The organism is Synechocystis sp. FACHB-383, assembly GCF_014698605.1.
GTDB lineage: Bacteria > Cyanobacteriota > Cyanobacteriia > Cyanobacteriales > Microcystaceae > Synechocystis > Synechocystis salina.
In genome coordinates this window covers 80,322-95,786 of sequence record NZ_JACJTJ010000040.1, presented here as the reverse complement: position 1 = coordinate 95,786, position 15,465 = coordinate 80,322, and the positions used below count along the sequence as shown (strand labels likewise).

Annotated in this window: 17 protein-coding genes and 2 pseudogenes; 7 read left to right on the top strand and 12 right to left on the bottom strand. The window is 47.8% G+C overall.

The features are described from left to right. Positions 1–70 precede the first annotated feature (70 nt). The 4 genes and pseudogenes from H6G45_RS11490 to H6G45_RS11475 all read left to right on the top strand — a co-directional run bounded on the left by H6G45_RS11490 (position 71) and on the right by H6G45_RS11475 (position 3,075). Positions 71–568: pseudogene (locus tag H6G45_RS11490) on the top strand (hypothetical protein). After that, on the top strand, positions 555–1,001 hold the full coding sequence (locus tag H6G45_RS11485) for a gamma-glutamylcyclotransferase (RefSeq protein ID WP_190598568.1): 447 nt from the start codon (positions 555–557) through the stop codon (positions 999–1,001). The pseudogene H6G45_RS11490 and the gene H6G45_RS11485 overlap by 14 nt, the downstream one beginning before the upstream one ends. Positions 1,002–1,007: 6 nt before the next feature. After that, complete coding sequence (locus H6G45_RS11480; RefSeq protein ID WP_190598567.1) at positions 1,008–2,486, top strand: AMP-binding protein; 1,479 nt, start codon at positions 1,008–1,010, stop codon at positions 2,484–2,486. A 187-nt stretch (positions 2,487–2,673) separates the two neighbouring features. Beyond that, the gene (locus H6G45_RS11475) at positions 2,674–3,075 is read left to right on the top strand and encodes a phosphomannose isomerase type II C-terminal cupin domain (RefSeq protein WP_190598566.1); all 402 of its coding nucleotides are present in this window, start codon (positions 2,674–2,676) and stop codon (positions 3,073–3,075) included. Here the strand turns inward: H6G45_RS11475 and H6G45_RS11470 are convergent. Beyond that, positions 3,072–4,073, bottom strand: a complete 1,002-nt coding sequence (locus H6G45_RS11470) for an NAD(P)-dependent oxidoreductase (protein WP_190598565.1) — start codon at positions 4,071–4,073, stop codon at positions 3,072–3,074. The two genes, H6G45_RS11475 and H6G45_RS11470, sit on opposite strands and share 4 nt — an antisense overlap. A 164-nt stretch (positions 4,074–4,237) precedes the next feature. After that, positions 4,238–5,539, bottom strand: a complete 1,302-nt coding sequence (locus H6G45_RS11465) for a homoserine dehydrogenase (RefSeq protein WP_190598564.1) — start codon at positions 5,537–5,539, stop codon at positions 4,238–4,240. A 127-nt stretch (positions 5,540–5,666) separates the two neighbouring features. On the opposite strand from H6G45_RS11465, the pseudogene H6G45_RS11460 reads away from it, so the two are divergent. Next, positions 5,667–6,333, top strand: a pseudogene (locus H6G45_RS11460) (4'-phosphopantetheinyl transferase superfamily protein); the annotation flags it as partial. A 40-nt stretch (positions 6,334–6,373) separates the two neighbouring features. On the opposite strand, the gene H6G45_RS11455 reads toward H6G45_RS11460, so the two are convergent. Together H6G45_RS11455 and H6G45_RS11450 are read right to left on the bottom strand one after the other, a co-directional pair. Then, entirely contained in the window at positions 6,374–7,117 is a 744-nt protein-coding gene (locus H6G45_RS11455; protein ID WP_190598636.1) for a hypothetical protein, read from the bottom strand. Between the two features lie 168 nt (positions 7,118–7,285). Next, positions 7,286–7,990 carry a hypothetical protein gene (locus tag H6G45_RS11450; protein WP_190598563.1) on the bottom strand — a complete coding sequence of 235 codons (705 nt, stop codon included), beginning with the start codon at positions 7,988–7,990 and terminating at the stop codon, positions 7,286–7,288. Positions 7,991–8,078: 88 nt separating this feature from the next. Between H6G45_RS11450 and H6G45_RS11445 the strand changes: the two genes are divergently transcribed. After that, positions 8,079–8,408 carry a hypothetical protein gene (locus H6G45_RS11445; protein ID WP_190598562.1) on the top strand — a complete coding sequence of 110 codons (330 nt, stop codon included), beginning with the start codon at positions 8,079–8,081 and terminating at the stop codon, positions 8,406–8,408. Between the two features lie 13 nt (positions 8,409–8,421). Here the strand turns inward: H6G45_RS11445 and pheS are convergent, their stop codons facing one another. Beyond that, complete coding sequence (pheS, locus tag H6G45_RS11440; protein WP_190598561.1) at positions 8,422–9,417, bottom strand: phenylalanine--tRNA ligase subunit alpha; 996 nt, start codon at positions 9,415–9,417, stop codon at positions 8,422–8,424. Here pheS and H6G45_RS11435 point away from each other — a divergent pair. Then, positions 9,416–9,559: a hypothetical protein gene (locus H6G45_RS11435; RefSeq protein WP_190598560.1), complete on the top strand. Its 144-nt coding sequence runs from the start codon at positions 9,416–9,418 to the stop codon at positions 9,557–9,559. The two genes, pheS and H6G45_RS11435, sit on opposite strands and share 2 nt — an antisense overlap. A gap of 59 nt (positions 9,560–9,618) precedes the next feature. Here the strand turns inward: H6G45_RS11435 and H6G45_RS11430 are convergent, their stop codons facing one another. The 7 genes from H6G45_RS11430 to H6G45_RS11400 all read right to left on the bottom strand — a co-directional run bounded on the left by H6G45_RS11430 (position 9,619) and on the right by H6G45_RS11400 (position 15,342). Continuing rightward, positions 9,619–10,221, bottom strand: coding sequence for a low-complexity tail membrane protein (locus tag H6G45_RS11430; protein WP_190598559.1), 603 nt, complete (start codon positions 10,219–10,221; stop codon positions 9,619–9,621). Between the two features lie 482 nt (positions 10,222–10,703). Continuing rightward, complete coding sequence (locus H6G45_RS19570) at positions 10,704–10,943, bottom strand: PIN domain-containing protein (RefSeq protein WP_242018144.1); 240 nt, start codon at positions 10,941–10,943, stop codon at positions 10,704–10,706. Beyond that, positions 10,927–11,109 (bottom strand): hypothetical protein, encoded by a 183-nt coding sequence (locus tag H6G45_RS11420; protein ID WP_199309717.1) that lies wholly within the window; start codon positions 11,107–11,109, stop codon positions 10,927–10,929. The genes H6G45_RS19570 and H6G45_RS11420 overlap by 17 nt, the downstream gene beginning before the upstream one ends. Positions 11,110–11,418: 309 nt before the next feature. Beyond that, entirely contained in the window at positions 11,419–12,804 is a 1,386-nt protein-coding gene (locus H6G45_RS11415) for a cation:proton antiporter (RefSeq protein ID WP_190598558.1), read from the bottom strand. Positions 12,805–13,147: 343 nt separating this feature from the next. Then, positions 13,148–13,951, bottom strand: a complete 804-nt coding sequence (locus H6G45_RS11410; RefSeq protein ID WP_190598557.1) for an anti-sigma factor — start codon at positions 13,949–13,951, stop codon at positions 13,148–13,150. A gap of 4 nt (positions 13,952–13,955) precedes the next feature. Continuing rightward, positions 13,956–14,513 (bottom strand): sigma-70 family RNA polymerase sigma factor, encoded by a 558-nt coding sequence (locus H6G45_RS11405; protein ID WP_190598556.1) that lies wholly within the window; start codon positions 14,511–14,513, stop codon positions 13,956–13,958. Position 14,514: 1 nt separating this feature from the next. Further along, on the bottom strand, positions 14,515–15,342 hold the full coding sequence (locus H6G45_RS11400; RefSeq protein ID WP_190598555.1) for a cytochrome c biogenesis protein CcdA: 828 nt from the start codon (positions 15,340–15,342) through the stop codon (positions 14,515–14,517). Positions 15,343–15,465 lie beyond the last annotated feature (123 nt).

Below are 15,465 nucleotides of genomic sequence, written 5' to 3'. Positions count from 1 at the left end.
GCACATATCAATATTGTTACTATCAACCTCTCTGTCAGTACTATCTGCTTGAATTAGCTAGAATGATGCCATGGCAACCTTCTTGGCCCTATTACCCCGCTCCCTAACCACATTTTTGTATGCTGTAGCGGCATTATTGAGGTTTTATGGCAACATCGACACCACCCCCTTCCAACCCATCCCCCTCACCATCTGACCATGGAGTTTCTGGGCGTTCACTTTGGGCACAGCGTCTTTGGTGGTTAATCTCGGCCTTGAGTGGAACGCTGGAAATCGAAGCCGATATCAAGCGGATCGAGCAACAGAACGCGAAACTAGACGAGATGATCTTGCGAACGAGGAACGAGAAAAAGCAGATCAGGAAAGACAGCGAGCAGATCGAGAAAGAGACCGAGCGCATCAGGAAAGAAACCGAGCAGATCAAGAAAGACAACGAGCGGCTGGCCGAGCTAGAATCCAAAATCGATTCTTCATTTCGCAAATACGGTATCAACTTACCCCTAACCCAGATACCAGATCAGCCCTGACGGATTTTCTCAGCTTTCTGCAAGAGTATGGCGAATACTAATTCATCCTCCGGGAATACGAAAATTAAGGTTTTTGTCTATGGAACCCTGATGCCAGAAGAGTGTAATCACCAAGCCTATTGCCACCACCAAGTTGAGCCCCCTGTCCTGGGCTATGTGCGGGGACGGATCTACCATCTGCCAAATTTTGGCTATCCGGCCCTGGCGATCGGGGAAGATAGGGTTTGGGGCTATTGCCTCACCTTTGCGCCCGGCTTTTCCCTGGAGCATCTGGATAGTTTGGAAGATTATCAACCAGGGCGATCGCCCCAAGAGAACGTGTATGACCGTTGCTGGGCTAAGGTATTTGACCCCCAGGATCAGGTGATGACGGAAGCGTGGCTCTACCGCATGGATCCTGAAAAAATTGAGCAGTATGGAGGAATTTATCTTCCCAATGGCCGTTGGTCTAGCCAGCAGAAATCTATCGCCTAAGCTCCCATGGAGATTAAGACCCACTCTTTGCCAAGCTATCCCCAGACCATTGCCTCGGCCCTAGAGGGTTCCCTCCAGAGGGGTTTGGCGACTTTAGAACAAGAACTACCTCCCCGTTGGCATGAATGGGTGCAAGAATATCAACAAAGCCTAGGAGAATTATCCGATCCCCAGGTTTTATTAGCAGAAACGGAGTCAGCTAAAGTTTGGGCTGCGGTGGTGGCTTTTTTGCGAGTTGGCCGGGGGACATTATTCATTGCCAATCACCAATGGCAACAAAGGGAATGGCAACAAGTAACCCAATTTTTGCACCCCGATCGCCTCTGGGGATCATCAATATGGCAACAACAATGGTTAAAGCTCACCAACAGTAATTCGGCAGTAAATTCCGTTCACCGCCAGACCATCACTCCAGAAAATCAACCAGCTTCGAAAAAGTCAGAACTATTAATTGGTTTTCCCACTGGCGGCTCTTCCGGCACAATCCGTTTTGCTCTCCATAGCCCCCAGAACTTGACCGTGGCAGTGGGCGGTTTAAGGCAGTGTCTTGACCCCTTATTACCCCGCCATGGGCAAATTAACAGTTTTTGTTTGCTTCCCCTCTACCATGTGGGCGGCTTTATGCAATGGTGGCGATCGGCCCTAACAGCGGGGAACTTTAGCCCCATAGATTATGGCTTGGTAAAAGAATTTCCCCCTCCTTTACCCCCCGACTACGTCACTTCCTTAGTGCCCACCCAGTTGGCATATTTACTGGATCGCCATGATCCTTGGTTAAAAAACTTCTGGCTAATTTTTTTAGGGGGAGCCCCGGCCTGGCCTGCACTGTTGGCCAAAGCAAAAGCGGCTGGACTTAACCTCGCCCCCACCTATGGCATGACGGAAACTGCCGCCCAAATTGCCACCCTCACCCCAGCAGAGTTTCTGGCTGGCCAAACGGGGGTAGGGAAGTTGTTGCCCCATGTACGCCTCACCATCACCAAATCCGATGGGGAAGCGGTTTCCCCCGGCACCGTAGGCATAATCAATATCCAATCTGATGCTTTATTCCAGGGTTATGTACCCCAAGGGACAGGCCAGAAAGAAGAAATTTTCACCACCGGGGATTTGGGTTATTGGCACCATGGCTACCTACATGTCACCGGTCGTCGGGGTCGGCGTCTGATCAGCGGTGGAGAAAACATTGACCCAGAGGAAATCGAAGCCTTTTTGCTCGACCAGAATTTAGTCCAAGATGTGGTCATCGTCGGAGTTGGCGATCGCCATTGGGGAGAAATGTTGGTGGCAGTCTATGTTCCCAAACCGAGTCAGGGGAATGAGTTGGCCAACCTGAGCCAGCGGGTGAAAGCCCAGTTAAGTGGGCCGAAATGTCCTAAGCATTGGCTTCCCGTTCCGACTCTACGGCGATCGCCTTTGGGCAAATTAAACTACCAATTTTGGCAAACCTGGGCCACGGAGCAACTAGGGGTCAAAGATAAGGGGTAACGGCAATAATCCGTGGGTATGAGTTATTTACTGACGTTGTCGAGGATTCAAGTAAGTCGGGGTCAACAAATTTTTGACGTTGATTTCTGCTGTCCGTATGGGAACCTAAACCCTAGTCAAGCCGTTGTGTTAGCCTGGGTTAGAAAAAATTGTCGATGCGGTTAATTGTTGTTGAGGAAAAAGATTAATGGTTGTCACTTCCCTATCCACCCCATCCCTGTCCCCAACTGCTACTCCCCCCGGTCACTTGCCCACGGAAACTAGGCCCTGGGGCTCTTTTACCACCCTGGAGGAGGGCAACGGCTACAAAATCAAACGCATTGAGGTGAATCCGGGGCATCGTCTCAGCCTGCAAATGCACCATCACCGCAGTGAACATTGGATTGTGGTATCCGGCACCGCTCGCATCGTCTGTGGAGACAAGGAAGAACTATTGGAACCAAATCAGTCCACCTATGTGCCCCAATGCACTGCCCATCGCCTGGAAAACCCTGGGGTAATTAAATTAGTCCTGATTGAGGTGCAAAACGGGGAATACCTAGGGGAAGACGATATTATCCGTTTTCAGGATGATTATGCCCGGGGCTAATGGCGAGCAGTGGGTTTGGAACTAACGGCCATCAATTCAGCGATGGTTCGGCAATGGGCCGGTAAACCCAGTTGGGCCGGGGCCACCGGATCGGGATAGGTAAAGTGGCGATAATCTAAGCAAAAACGGTCCCAGTCCGCCATTTGAATGCGAAATAGCTTGATAAAAATATTAGCCAGGGTGAGGGAAAGGGGAATTTGGAAGTAAATTTTTTGGTGGTGATATTGGCAAACTTGACGGATGCCCTCCGTGGCAGTGAGCGGGTCATTACCTAACACCACATCAATTCTGGCTCCAGGGGCATGGTCAACGTAATAGGCCACCACCCGAGCGATGTCTCTACCGTGGATAAAGTGGAAACTACCATCGGCCCGGAACCAGCGAATTAGAGGTAACCAGCGTAAAATTTCCCCCAATCCTCCAGAAAGGTGGGAATGGGGTTTACCCGGTTCACCGCCAAAGACCAGGGTGGGATAAACCACTGTGATTTTATTGGCCATGGCTTCGCTGATGGGAGCGACTTCCACCGGAGGAATAGGGTGTGGTTCTAAAGCTTGATGGCAGAGATATTTGGTGCGGATATAATCAGTACCCAAACTTCCGGCTTCTGGTAATGGTTGCCCTTGGCGGTCCAAAATACTGGCGGTGGAAAAATAAATTATCTGCTCGCATCGTTCTGGGTTGAGCAAATTGATCAAAGTCAGGGTTTTGACCACGTTGATGTTGTAGGTCTCCTGGCGATCGCCCCAACTGGTGGCAATGAGAATGGCGCAGTCAATAGTTTGTAAGAGATCTTTGTGGGCTTCAATATTGCCCATGTCACCGGGGATTAAATGGATATTGCTCCTCAGCCTGGGGTCAAACTGCAACTTATCTGGATTTCTCACCAACAGGAACAGTTCATGGTCTGTGCCCTGGATTAATTCATCCGCTAAATAGTGCCCAATGCAACCACTGATCCCAGTAATAAAAATTCGTTTTAAACCAGCCATAACCATACACTCCCCGGAAATAAATTAATTTTGCTCAGCTTAAGAGCCTGTTGATGTTGACAAAATTTGACTTTGCCCGCTAAATCGACCCACTAAAAATCCAGCCATACTGGAGAATTTTTGACTAAATTTCCCCCAAATTTTGGGTAGGGATACGTTTGAAAAAACTTCTAGGAAAGCACCCGGATCACACTGGGAATTTCCTTCACTGCTTCCAGTTGGCTGATTTCCTCCAGAGCAGCCCGATAGTCCCCTTCCCGCACATCGTGGGTGACGACCACAATTTCTGCACAGCCATCGGTAAACCCAATTTGCACTAGGGATTCCAAGCTAACCCCATGGTTACCAAAGCCCATACCAAGGTGGCCAATCACCCCCGGTACGTCGGCACAAAGGAAGCGGCAATAAAAACGGGTGACTAGGTCTTCAATGGAAGACACCTGGCAGTAATGTTGGTGGGTGCAACTAAGCAGGGGATCGAGGGCCGGATTTTCGTCACTGCTGGTGATGATACCGACAATATTGATGACATCGGATACGACGGCGCTGGCGGTGGGCCCGGCTCCCGCTCCCCGGCCGTAGAACATTACTTGTCCCAGGGGATCTCCTGTTACTAGGACACCGTTATAAACTCCATTAACACTGGCCAGGGGATGGGCCTTGGCGATTAAAGTGGGATGAACCCGCAGTTGCAAAGCTTCCGAGTTTTCCCCTGCATTACCGTCGGCGATCGCCAAAAGTTTAATTACAAAGCCCAGCCGATCGGCGTAGGCAATGTCCACCGCACTCACGGATCTAATGCCTTCACAGGCCACATCTTCCCGTTTGACCCGGCCACCAAAACCGAGGGACGCAAGGATGGCAATTTTGTCCGCCGCATCCAACCCATCTACGTCGGCACTGGGATCCGCTTCGGCATAGCCTAATTGTTGGGCCGCTGTTAACACCTCGTCGAAATCTGCTCCCTCACTGGTCATGCGGGAAAGGATATAGTTGGTGGTGCCATTGAGGATGCCGACAATACTTTCGATGCGATTGCCCCCCAGGGATTGCTTGAGGGGTTTAATAATGGGAATGCCGCCCCCCACCGCCGCTTCTAGCAGAACGTAAACACCGTGGTGATTGGCCGCTTCATAAATTTCTGGGCCGTAACGGGCAATGACCGCTTTGTTGGCGGTGACAATGTGTTTTTTATGGGCGATCGCCTGGAGAATGAGGGATCTAGCGGGTTCCAGTCCCCCCATCAATTCCACCACAATGGCAATGTCGGGATCGGTGACAATGGTCTCTAGGTCGGTGGTCAACACCTCCGGCGGCAAATTTACCTGACGGGGCTTATCGAGGGAACGCACCCCCACTGCTTTAATCTCAATCGCTTTGAGCAGGGGACTACGGCCCTGGGGCTCCTGCAAAATTTCCACTGTGCCGGTGCCGACGGTGCCTAAACCAAGTAAACCAATTTTAACTGTCACAATTTTCCTCCCGTTGCCTTTCCTTTCTTTAGGTTACTGGCGATCGGCTCCCCATTCTATCTGGACTTGGGGATGGAGAAGAATAGCGAGACTCTTTGATTGTTCCAAACACTGTTTAAACTGACCTGTGTTGAACCTACCCCAGATTTGGCTTTGTCCCACCGATCGCCTCCTACCTTCTGGTTATCAAGCCTTATTAAGTCCTGAAGAAATAGCCCGCAGCGAACGCTATCAACAGCCCCGGGATAAGCAGCGATTTTTGACCATGCGCCTGGCGTTACGCATACTCCTAGCCCGTCACCTTAATTGTCTGCCCCAGCAATTACAGTTCACCTATGGGCACCAGGGTAAGCCGGAGTTAGTGGACAGGGAACGGCGATCGCCATGGTTTAACGTCGCCCACAGCGGGAATTATGGCTTGATTGGTGTCAGTGCAGAGGGAGAAGTTGGAGTTGATTTGCAAATTATGCTCCCTAAACCCCATTGTTTAAAATTAGCAAGGCGTTTTTTTGCTCCCCAGGAAGTTCGCCAATTGGAGAGTTTAGATAACGAGGAAAGAACTAAGTTGTTTTATCAACTTTGGACAGCGAAGGAGGCCTTTTTAAAAGCTACAGGGCAGGGTATTAGCGGTGGCTTGAATCAAGTTATACCAGACAAAAATTTAGCTAAATATCAGTACTTGCCGGATAGCGGAGATACAAACCATTGGCGATTATCTAGTCAAGCTTTGTTAGCCGATCAAGGGAGCAACGATAATTATTGGATGGCGATCGCCTGGCGAAATCCGGCAGGTTTCATTGGGAATTCGACAATTTGACTCATTCCCTCAACTGCTTAGACTTGATTGCCTGACCAATTTCTTGTTGGTTCATCACCACAATATCCCCAGAGCCCGGAAAATGTGGGACCATTAAAAACCAAATTAACACGCCCCCAATAAAAGCTTCCGTTACGGGAGGTTGTGCAACGACGGCCCGAACTACTTTTCGTCCAGTATCCAGACAAGATATTGCCCGACATAGTGCCTTCCAACTGTTGGTCGGGTTTGGCATAGTACCCGGTGACGTTTGCCCCATTTTGATTCAGGCTTATATTTCCCCAAGAACTAGTCCAGTTCCCGCCAATAGAAGTCACAGAAGCCACCGGCGGCACAGATGGCGTACTTGCAGTGCTTTGACTCGAACGACTTCCCGTCCATTTTTTTGTAGGTTCATCACCACAATGCCCCCAGTCCCCCGCAAATGTGGAATCATTAAAAACTAAACGAACACGTCCCCAATAAAAGCTTCCGTTACGGGAGGTTGTGCAACGACGAGCTGACATATTTTTCGTCCAGTATCCAGACAAGACATTGCCTGAGATAGAGCCTTCTAACAGTTGGTCCGGTTTAGCATAATAGCCAGAAACACTTGTGCCATTTTGAGACAATCTTACAGTTCCCCAAGAACTACTCCAGTCTCCCGCAATCGAAACTTGAGCGAGAGCTGGCTGGCTTAAAGTAGTGCTTACGCAAGCAACGCTCACTGAGGCAATCAAGGCAGAGTACGATAAATATTTTTTGAAAGCTAGTTGAGTCATAATTTTAATTCTGAATTAGGTTTCTCATAGTCTAGTCATTTTAGCCTAGGATTCAAGAATGTGTTTGAAAAGCCTCCCAGATTTGGCAAAAAACTACTTCAAATTTCCCCATCATTGCTGGAACTTTAGTAAGCGAATAAATCTATTTAGTTTGTAGTCATTATATTTTTAAAATTCAGAAAAACTCGCAGTATAGAGTTCGTAATTAACACTGCCAGTAACGATGGTTGCACCAGTTTGTCTATTTTGAAAATAAATACGTGTCACTGCGTTATTTCCGTGTAACTCACATTTTTTATCGTCATCACAGATAGGCCCTGTAGTAAAGTTCCCATCATCTTCAGCATCTCTGTTAAAGATTTCAAATCCATCGCTGTTTAATAGCTTTCTCACATCCTTCATTGCCATACCAACTTTTAAATAATTAGGATTAATATCATCACAAATATAATGCTTGATAGGGTATAGCTTATGCATTAGAATATAGTAGATGTTATAGCTATTTTGACTAGTGGGGGAGGCTTGGTAATCTTGATAATAGGTGAAATTAATGCTTTTTGTATTCCAAGAATTGTATGGTTTCCCATCACATTCAAGATTTAAGCGCCCCGTTGATTCAAGTACTTGCGTTTGGTTATTTTCGGTAGAAAAAGTAGCGAAACTACCGGATTTTGAGTTACTATTTCCGGTAATACTGCCATTTTTTATTTTTATGACTTCATAGTCATTGCTAATAATTGTTGTCCATTCACCTTCAGGATATTTATCCGATTCAATATATTCATTTGATAAGGCTGGATCTGCTAGGCCAAAGTTTATTGTGCTCAATAATAAACTGTTGCACAAAATACGGTGAGAGAGCTTGTTCAGCATGACTTATCCCAATTTGTAAGTTTTTTGATTATATTCTTTTTTTGAAATCAGACCACATTACAAAATAATTCTCTAGTACTCTAAAGCCATGGAAAATCCCCTCCACAAAGTAGAAACGGCCATTAGTAATCAAGTCAACGAAACAGTGCGTCAGACCACCGATAAGTTCTATGGCCAGCTAGAAAAAATTGTCCATAAAGAATTGACCAGCGATCATCTGGAAAGAATCATTGCTGACGCAGTGGCCCAAACCTTAAGGAAACTGGCTTGGCAGTACTGGTATTTACTCATAGGGGCCGCCTGTGGCCTGTTGGTAATCCAGGCCCTACTACTGAGAATGGTACTTAAAGATACCAATTCCTGCGTGGAACTTGAGCCGGGATCAACGTCCCCATCCCTCAACGTTCCCCAGCGTTAAAAGTCGATCAACCTTAAAACTGGCGCAGAAAGCGGAGGTCGCTGTTATAAAGCCGGCGAATATCGTCAATTTGGTGTAGCACCATGGCAAACCTCTCCACCCCAAAGCCTGCCGCAAAGCCAGTGTAAACCTCTGGGTCATAGCCCACTGCCTTCATAACGTTGGGGTCCACCATGCCACAGCCCATCACCTCTAGCCATTTACCCTGCCATTGCACATCCACTTCCGCCGAGGGTTCGGTGAAAGGAAAGTAACTTGCCCGAAAACGGATCGGCAACGCTTCCCCAAACATTTGTTTGATAAACGCTTGAATGGTGCCTTTCAAATGGGTAAAAGCTAAACCTTTATCGATCGCCAGCAGTTCCACTTGATGGAACACAGCAGAGTGGGTAGCGTCCACCGTATCCCGTCGATAAACCCGGCCGGGAGCGACAATGCGGATGGGGGGATCATGCTTTTCCATATAACGAATTTGCACCGGGGAAGTGTGGGTGCGGAGCAGACGGCCATCTTTCAGAAAGAAGGTATCTTGCATATCCCGGGCGGGATGGTCAGCAGGAATATTTAACGCTTCAAAATTGTAATAATCCGTTTCCACCTGGGGCCCCGTGGCGACGGTATAGCCCAAGCCAACAAAAATATCCAACACGCGGTCAACGGTGCTATTGAGGGGATGGCGACGGCCCTGGGGACGGTAACTGCCCGCCATGGTCACATCCAAAGTTTCCGCTGCTAGCTGAGCCTCGATCGCCGCATTTTGGAGGTTAGTTTTGCGGCATTCCAAATCCTGTTGCAAAGCTTCCTTCACTTCATTGGCGATCGCCCCAAGGATTGGCCTTTCCTCCGCAGAAAGTTTGCCCATACCTTTCAGAATGAGGGACAATTCCCCTTTTTTCCCCAAGTATTGCACCCGCAATTTGTCCAACCCATCCAGGTCGTCACAACCGTTAATCGCCGCCTGGGCAGCTTGTTGTAGGGATTTTAAATCGGCTTCCAAAGAAATAGTCATGGAAAAATATGGGTCTCGTAATTTTGCCCTCGCAAAGGCCTTGTTAATAGAGATGGATCAAATACTGATTACCGCTGGTCAGGTTAATCAACAGGGGACTATGGTTTTTCCCTTGGCCATGGTCAAGACCAACGTGGCCTAATCCCAGGAAAATTGCCCGCTACCGATTCTAACCCAACGGAGAACGGAAATTCTCGCCCATCAGGACTCAATTCTGGGCACCAAAGGAATTTGCCGTAACTTAATGCCGGGAATGGTGAACTGTTGTTTGATCTCATTCGCTTCCAGAGGAGTGGCCTCAGCAAAATTAGCCTGGCTTGTGGATAATACCCCTAGCACACTCAGGGGCACCTGCAAAAATAAATTGGCCATCAAATAGGCGATCGCCCCCAGCCCAAGGCCCGCCAAACGAATTTGGGGCAAATCCGTTACCCAAGGATAAGCGATCGGGGCATAGTAATAAACCAACCACAATAAACCAAGGCCAATCAGTCCCCCCAGCAAAGTAATCCACCGTTGTTGGCCCCGTTTAAACAAACTTAAAATCCGCAGTTGGTCTTCCCTCAAACTATCGGGGCGCAGGGCAATGATCAGCAAACTGAAAATCTCAAAGGGCTTAAACCATTGCATCACCATTACCGGCAACCAGCCCACCGCAATCAAGAAAATCAGTTCCACACCATAAACAGAAAAGGGCGTCCCCAGCGCTAAACCCAGCATCATGGTCAGGAGGGCCAAAGGCACCACCACAATCCCCGCCAAATGAATCCAGAGAAATGGTTCTGTCCGAAAAGATGCGCCCATGATTTTAATGCCTAACTGGTAGTCTGGTAGTCGTACTGCACTGTGTTCAATAATACCAAACTGCCCTGGCTTCGAGCTTTAGGACCAGGTCATTTTTCTAAAGTTCTTGGAAATACTGATTGGAAGAATGTGGTCACAGTGATTGCTCTAACTATCCTTTAGTTTTTCCAGGTCTACTGGCTCTTAGCATCGCCCAGAAGCCAGTTTATTTTTTTAAGATTGTCAAGACTGACGAGTTTAATAAGTACACCAACCGTTAAGTTTAACTTCAAGGCCACTCAGTTTTATTTTGATGAGTCGAATTGAAATTGTATTTCGGCATGTTTTCACCACGCCACTACTTCTAAATTTTCTATCGCCTGAAAGTGAGCATCCCTTGTTATTAAAATCATATTGTGTTGTAGTCCAAGGGCGGCAGTCCAAATATCATTCTCCGTTAATGAACGACCTTTGAGCTTTAACTTATGCTTAACTTTTTCATATTACCAGGCTGTTTCAGCGTCACAGGATAATACTGTGCCATTGGCAACTAATTCACTCACTCTTTCCAAATTGGCTTGGATTCTTCCGGATGTTCTGGCACCGTAACACAATTCACCAATGACAATACTTGGAATAAAAATTTCATTGGCTGTAACAAGCTTTTTCTTCACCATTATTTCATCCGCAAAAAGAGCAATAATGATATTTATATCCAGCAAAAACTTACCATTGATCGACATCAATCTGTCCACAATCTTGTTTAATAACTTGACACATTAACTGAATATCTTCGGCGTTAATAGAACTAGCAAAATGTAACAATTGTTGTCCTGGTGTTCCTTGAATTTGTGTTTCTTTCAGTCTTTGAACAAATTTCACTACCTGCCATTGCAAATGCTGAGGCATAGCCCTTAATTATTTGATAACTTCTTCTGTAATTAGGGTCTCCATAAACTTACTCTTATAGGATACTCAAAACATTTCCCTGTAATCTACCAGTAATGCCAAGGCATTACTCAAGACTATTCAGTTTTGCTCTGATGAGTCTAATTAAAACTTGATCTCAGCAATATTGAAAATTAGTTTAATCATGCTTGTCAACCATGATTCTAGCAAGGGTTCCTCCCCAAACTTGGAATCCCCGAAAAGCTTACCAGAGAAGCCTCGGGGATAAAAATAAATCTAGGATAAATCTGGGTTGCGATTAATTATTAATTACTCTGGAGTGGGAACCGGCTTTTCCTGAGCTTCCTCCTTTTTAGCCCCTTCAAATACAGCCCGTAGCCAAGGGGGAGCCACAAACGTAGTAACAATGACCATCACAATAATGGCGGCATCGGTGGCCGGATCCAAAGCTCCACTGGCGGCCCCTACCCCAGCAAAAACTAGACCAACTTCTCCCCGGGGAATCATACCCACCCCGATCGCCAATTTGTTCAATTCTGACTTACCAAACAGAGTAAAGCCAGTAACCACCTTACCCACGATCGCCACCACAATTAAAAAGGCGGCAATAATCAAACCCTCTCGGTTAGCAGGCACAGCGGGGTTGAGCACACTGACATCTGTCTTAGCCCCCACACAGACAAAAAATACTGGCACGAAAAAGTCCGCCAGGGGCAAAATTTGTTCTTCCAAATCTTCCCGCTTTTCCGTTTCAGCCAGGATTAACCCCGCCGCGAAGGAACCCAAAATCGCCTCTAACTGGACAATTTGGGCAATGTAGGAAAGCACAAATGCCACACAAATGGATACCAGAAGCAACTGACCCCTGGTTTTCATGCGGTTGACTAGGCTGACATAGAAGGGACTGAGCAGGCGACCAATTAAAATCGAACCCACCACAAAACCGGTGGCACTAAGGATTAAGTAGATGATATTGCTGATTTGGATTTCCCCAGTTTTTACCAAGCTACCCACCACCGCCAGCACAATAATGCCGAGGATATCGTCCAACACTGCTGCCCCAATAATGATCTGGCCTTCATTGGAACTGAGGCGGTTAATCTCCGCTAATACCTTTGCAGTGATACCAATACTAGTGGCCGTTAGGGCTGCCCCGGCAAAAATTGCTGGAATGGCCGCCACCCCAAAAATGGTCATCAGGCCAATGGTGCCTAAACTGAAGGGAGTTACTACCCCCACCACTGCCACGATCGCCGCCTGGGGCCCCACCCGAATCAGTTCCTTGAGGTTAGACTCCAAACCAATTTCGAATAGGAGAATAATGACCCCCAACTCAGAAATGACCGAGATTACCTCACTCTGGGCACTGAAGACCGATGCGGCCGCTTCTGGGGATAAATCTGCCGACCCCATCAACAGTTGAATAACCAGGGAATCTTCGGGGGCCAGGCCTCCTTCAGGAAATAACAATAGTTTCAGGGCAGAAACCCCCACTAACACGCCCCCCACCAATTCTCCTAGCACTGGCGGCAGATTGAGTCGGAGACAAACTTCCCCGCCCAACTTGCTAGCAAAATAGACTACCACCAGGCTGAGGAGCACCCCGGCCAATACCAATGGAGCTATTTCCGTTTCTGTTTCTACGGCGGTGGCAATCATTGGCCACAGGGGAGGGAGCAATGGGTTCATAAACATTTACATTGGATGTCATCTCTAAGCAGGATAAGGCAAAAGCTCCCCAATTTTTAGTGGCGTAGGACTCTGAAAATATAATCCAAACCATTCATTAAGATAGATATTTTCACTCCAGACCAGGGGCAAAGGTCAATAGAAGTTACCATTAACTATAATTCTTGCTTTTGAAATTCATCTGAAAAATTGAGGTGTCGCAGTTAAATACCCCCCTTGTTTGAGTACGGATTTTAGTAGACTGACTTAGCACGATAATCCTATCCTTAAATTTGTTTAAGTCTAGAAATAAAGAGGCTGATAAAAGGCTGCGAGGCAAGCGATTTTAGTTTTGCCAAATGCCCTCACTTCAAGATTGGAAAGGCATTTGCTGGCCCTGGATCACCATTTCCCCCCGGGGTTGACGGAGAGAGCCTTTTTTTTCCTCGGTGACCATCACTTCCGAGGCGGAAAACCATTTTTCAAAAGGAATCTCTAGCAAAACTTCCCCTTGGGCATTGGGTAGAAAGGAACGACATGGTACTTTTTTGCCATCGATCACAGCCCAAAGTTGATAAAATTTGCCATCCGTAGTCGGGGGGACATCCTTCAGCACTAGTAGGGCAGAAGCACTCTCCGCCCCCACAATTAAACTGCCTGTGGCCTGGGATGTGGCCTGGGTGGCCCGCAGGGTCAAAAAGTTTTGGTTCGGTTCCTGGAGAAAGTTGACAACCTGGCGATAGGTCGATAATTGTTGGGTTTGTTGTTGGTCCCCCTGGGAATCAAGCACCTGTTGCAATGTCTGATTGGTTTGCTCAATGGTGGCTAGCTGTTGATGTAGTCGATAATTTTGCCAGCTTAAACCGGCGATCGCCGTGGCTAGTAAACCGCCCAAAGCAATTTTTCCCCAGGGAAACTTGGGGGTGGATTTAATTACTGATGGAGAAAACTGATTAACCGGAGATGGGGAAAGTAATAGGGGAGGGGGGACGTCGGCGGAAGATAGTCCCAAGGGCAAAAGGTTGAGGGTGGCCCGCAGTTGCTCAACTTCTTGTACTAAAGCCGGATTTTGACTTAACATTTCTTCCACCTGGGCCTGCTCCGCTGGGGTTAAATCTTCTAGCACATAGCCCGCCAATAATTCCTGCACGGCGATCGGGTTTAGGGATTCCATCGGTTCACTCCACAAGATCCTGTAATAAATTTTTCAGCTTTAATAACCCCTGACGAGAACGACTTTTAACCGTACCGAGGGGAATGGCCAATTTTTGGGTAATTTCTGACTGACTCAGCCCTTCATAGTAAGCCAGCTCCAACACCTGCCGTTGGTTAGGGGGCAAGGTCTCCAAAGCGGACGCTACCCGTTGGGACATCTCAGACAAAGCAGCGTTTTCCATGGGTAAATTGGGAACATTCGTTAAATGGTTGTGTTGACAAGCTTTTAAAAGCCGCCCCCGACTCTGACCTTGGCGAATTCGGTTCAGGGCCCGGGAACGGGTGAGGGTCAGCAAAAAATTGAGTAGATTTCCTCGTTGGGGGTTATAGGGAGTAGTGGTTTCTAAGCCAAGGAAAATTTCCTGGGTTAAATCCTCCGCATCCTGGGAGCGTTGCAGTATCCGCAGAGCTAAACGATAAACCACTGCACCGTAGCGGTTATAGAGAATTCCGAGGGCCAAGGAATCTCCCCGTTGCGCCGCCGCCATAATTTCTCCGTCATCCTGCACCACAACTTGCATATTAGAAAAACCAACCCAGTCCCGTGAGCAGATAATATCCCCCCGCCAACATCAGGAATGCACTACCAAGTCCCGTAACCCAGTAGGAGTGTTTTAATAAAGTCCGGCTCTGTTTGATCAGACCAGTGAACAAGCTAGCTAGGAAAATAACGGCGGTGTAACCCAGAGCATAGAAAACCATGGTCACCACACTTAGGCTCTGGGAACCGGTGGCAGAAGCAGCGGCCAACACGGCAAATAATACCGGACTGGCACAGGGAGAACTCACCAAAGCAAAGGTCATGCCCACCCCTAGGGGCCCGGCCACGGGCAAACTAATTTGGGTCCGGGGTAAGGGTAAGTGGATTAGCCCAGCAAAACTTAATCCCATGGCCAGAATAATGGTCCCGATCGCCAAATGGACGTAACCCTTGAAATCCACAATAACGGCGCTGGCAAAGGCGGAAACTAAGCCAAATAAGCTGAGCACAATCACCGTACCCAAGACAAATAAACTAGCTTTGACCAGGGCTTGGCGGCGGGAAGTGACTTGGAGAGTGCCAATATAGCTCAGATTCACTGGCAACAAAGCCAAAATACAGGGGGAAAAACTAGCTAGCAGTCCCCCGAAAAAAGCCAGGGGTAACAATATCAGGGGATTACTAGTATTTTGCTGGTCAAACCATTGCTGGTAATGATTTTCAACGGCGGCAATGAAATGATCCAACCCTGCTGTCAGGGGCCCCCATTGATGGATGAGCACAACTAAGGACAGGGCCCCAAGAAATAAAATCAGACAAAACGTCCAGGGGGCCGTGGGGGAAAAGTAACGACGGGCACGGTTTAACATGGCGATTCCAGAATTTGGTTATCAAGGAGCAAAGCAGAGGCCGGCCAAACCAACTTCGCCCCCGGTGGAGAGGAAATATTTTTGCGAAGCTCCTAAAGTTGCTAGAGCTTAAGTGATCCTAGG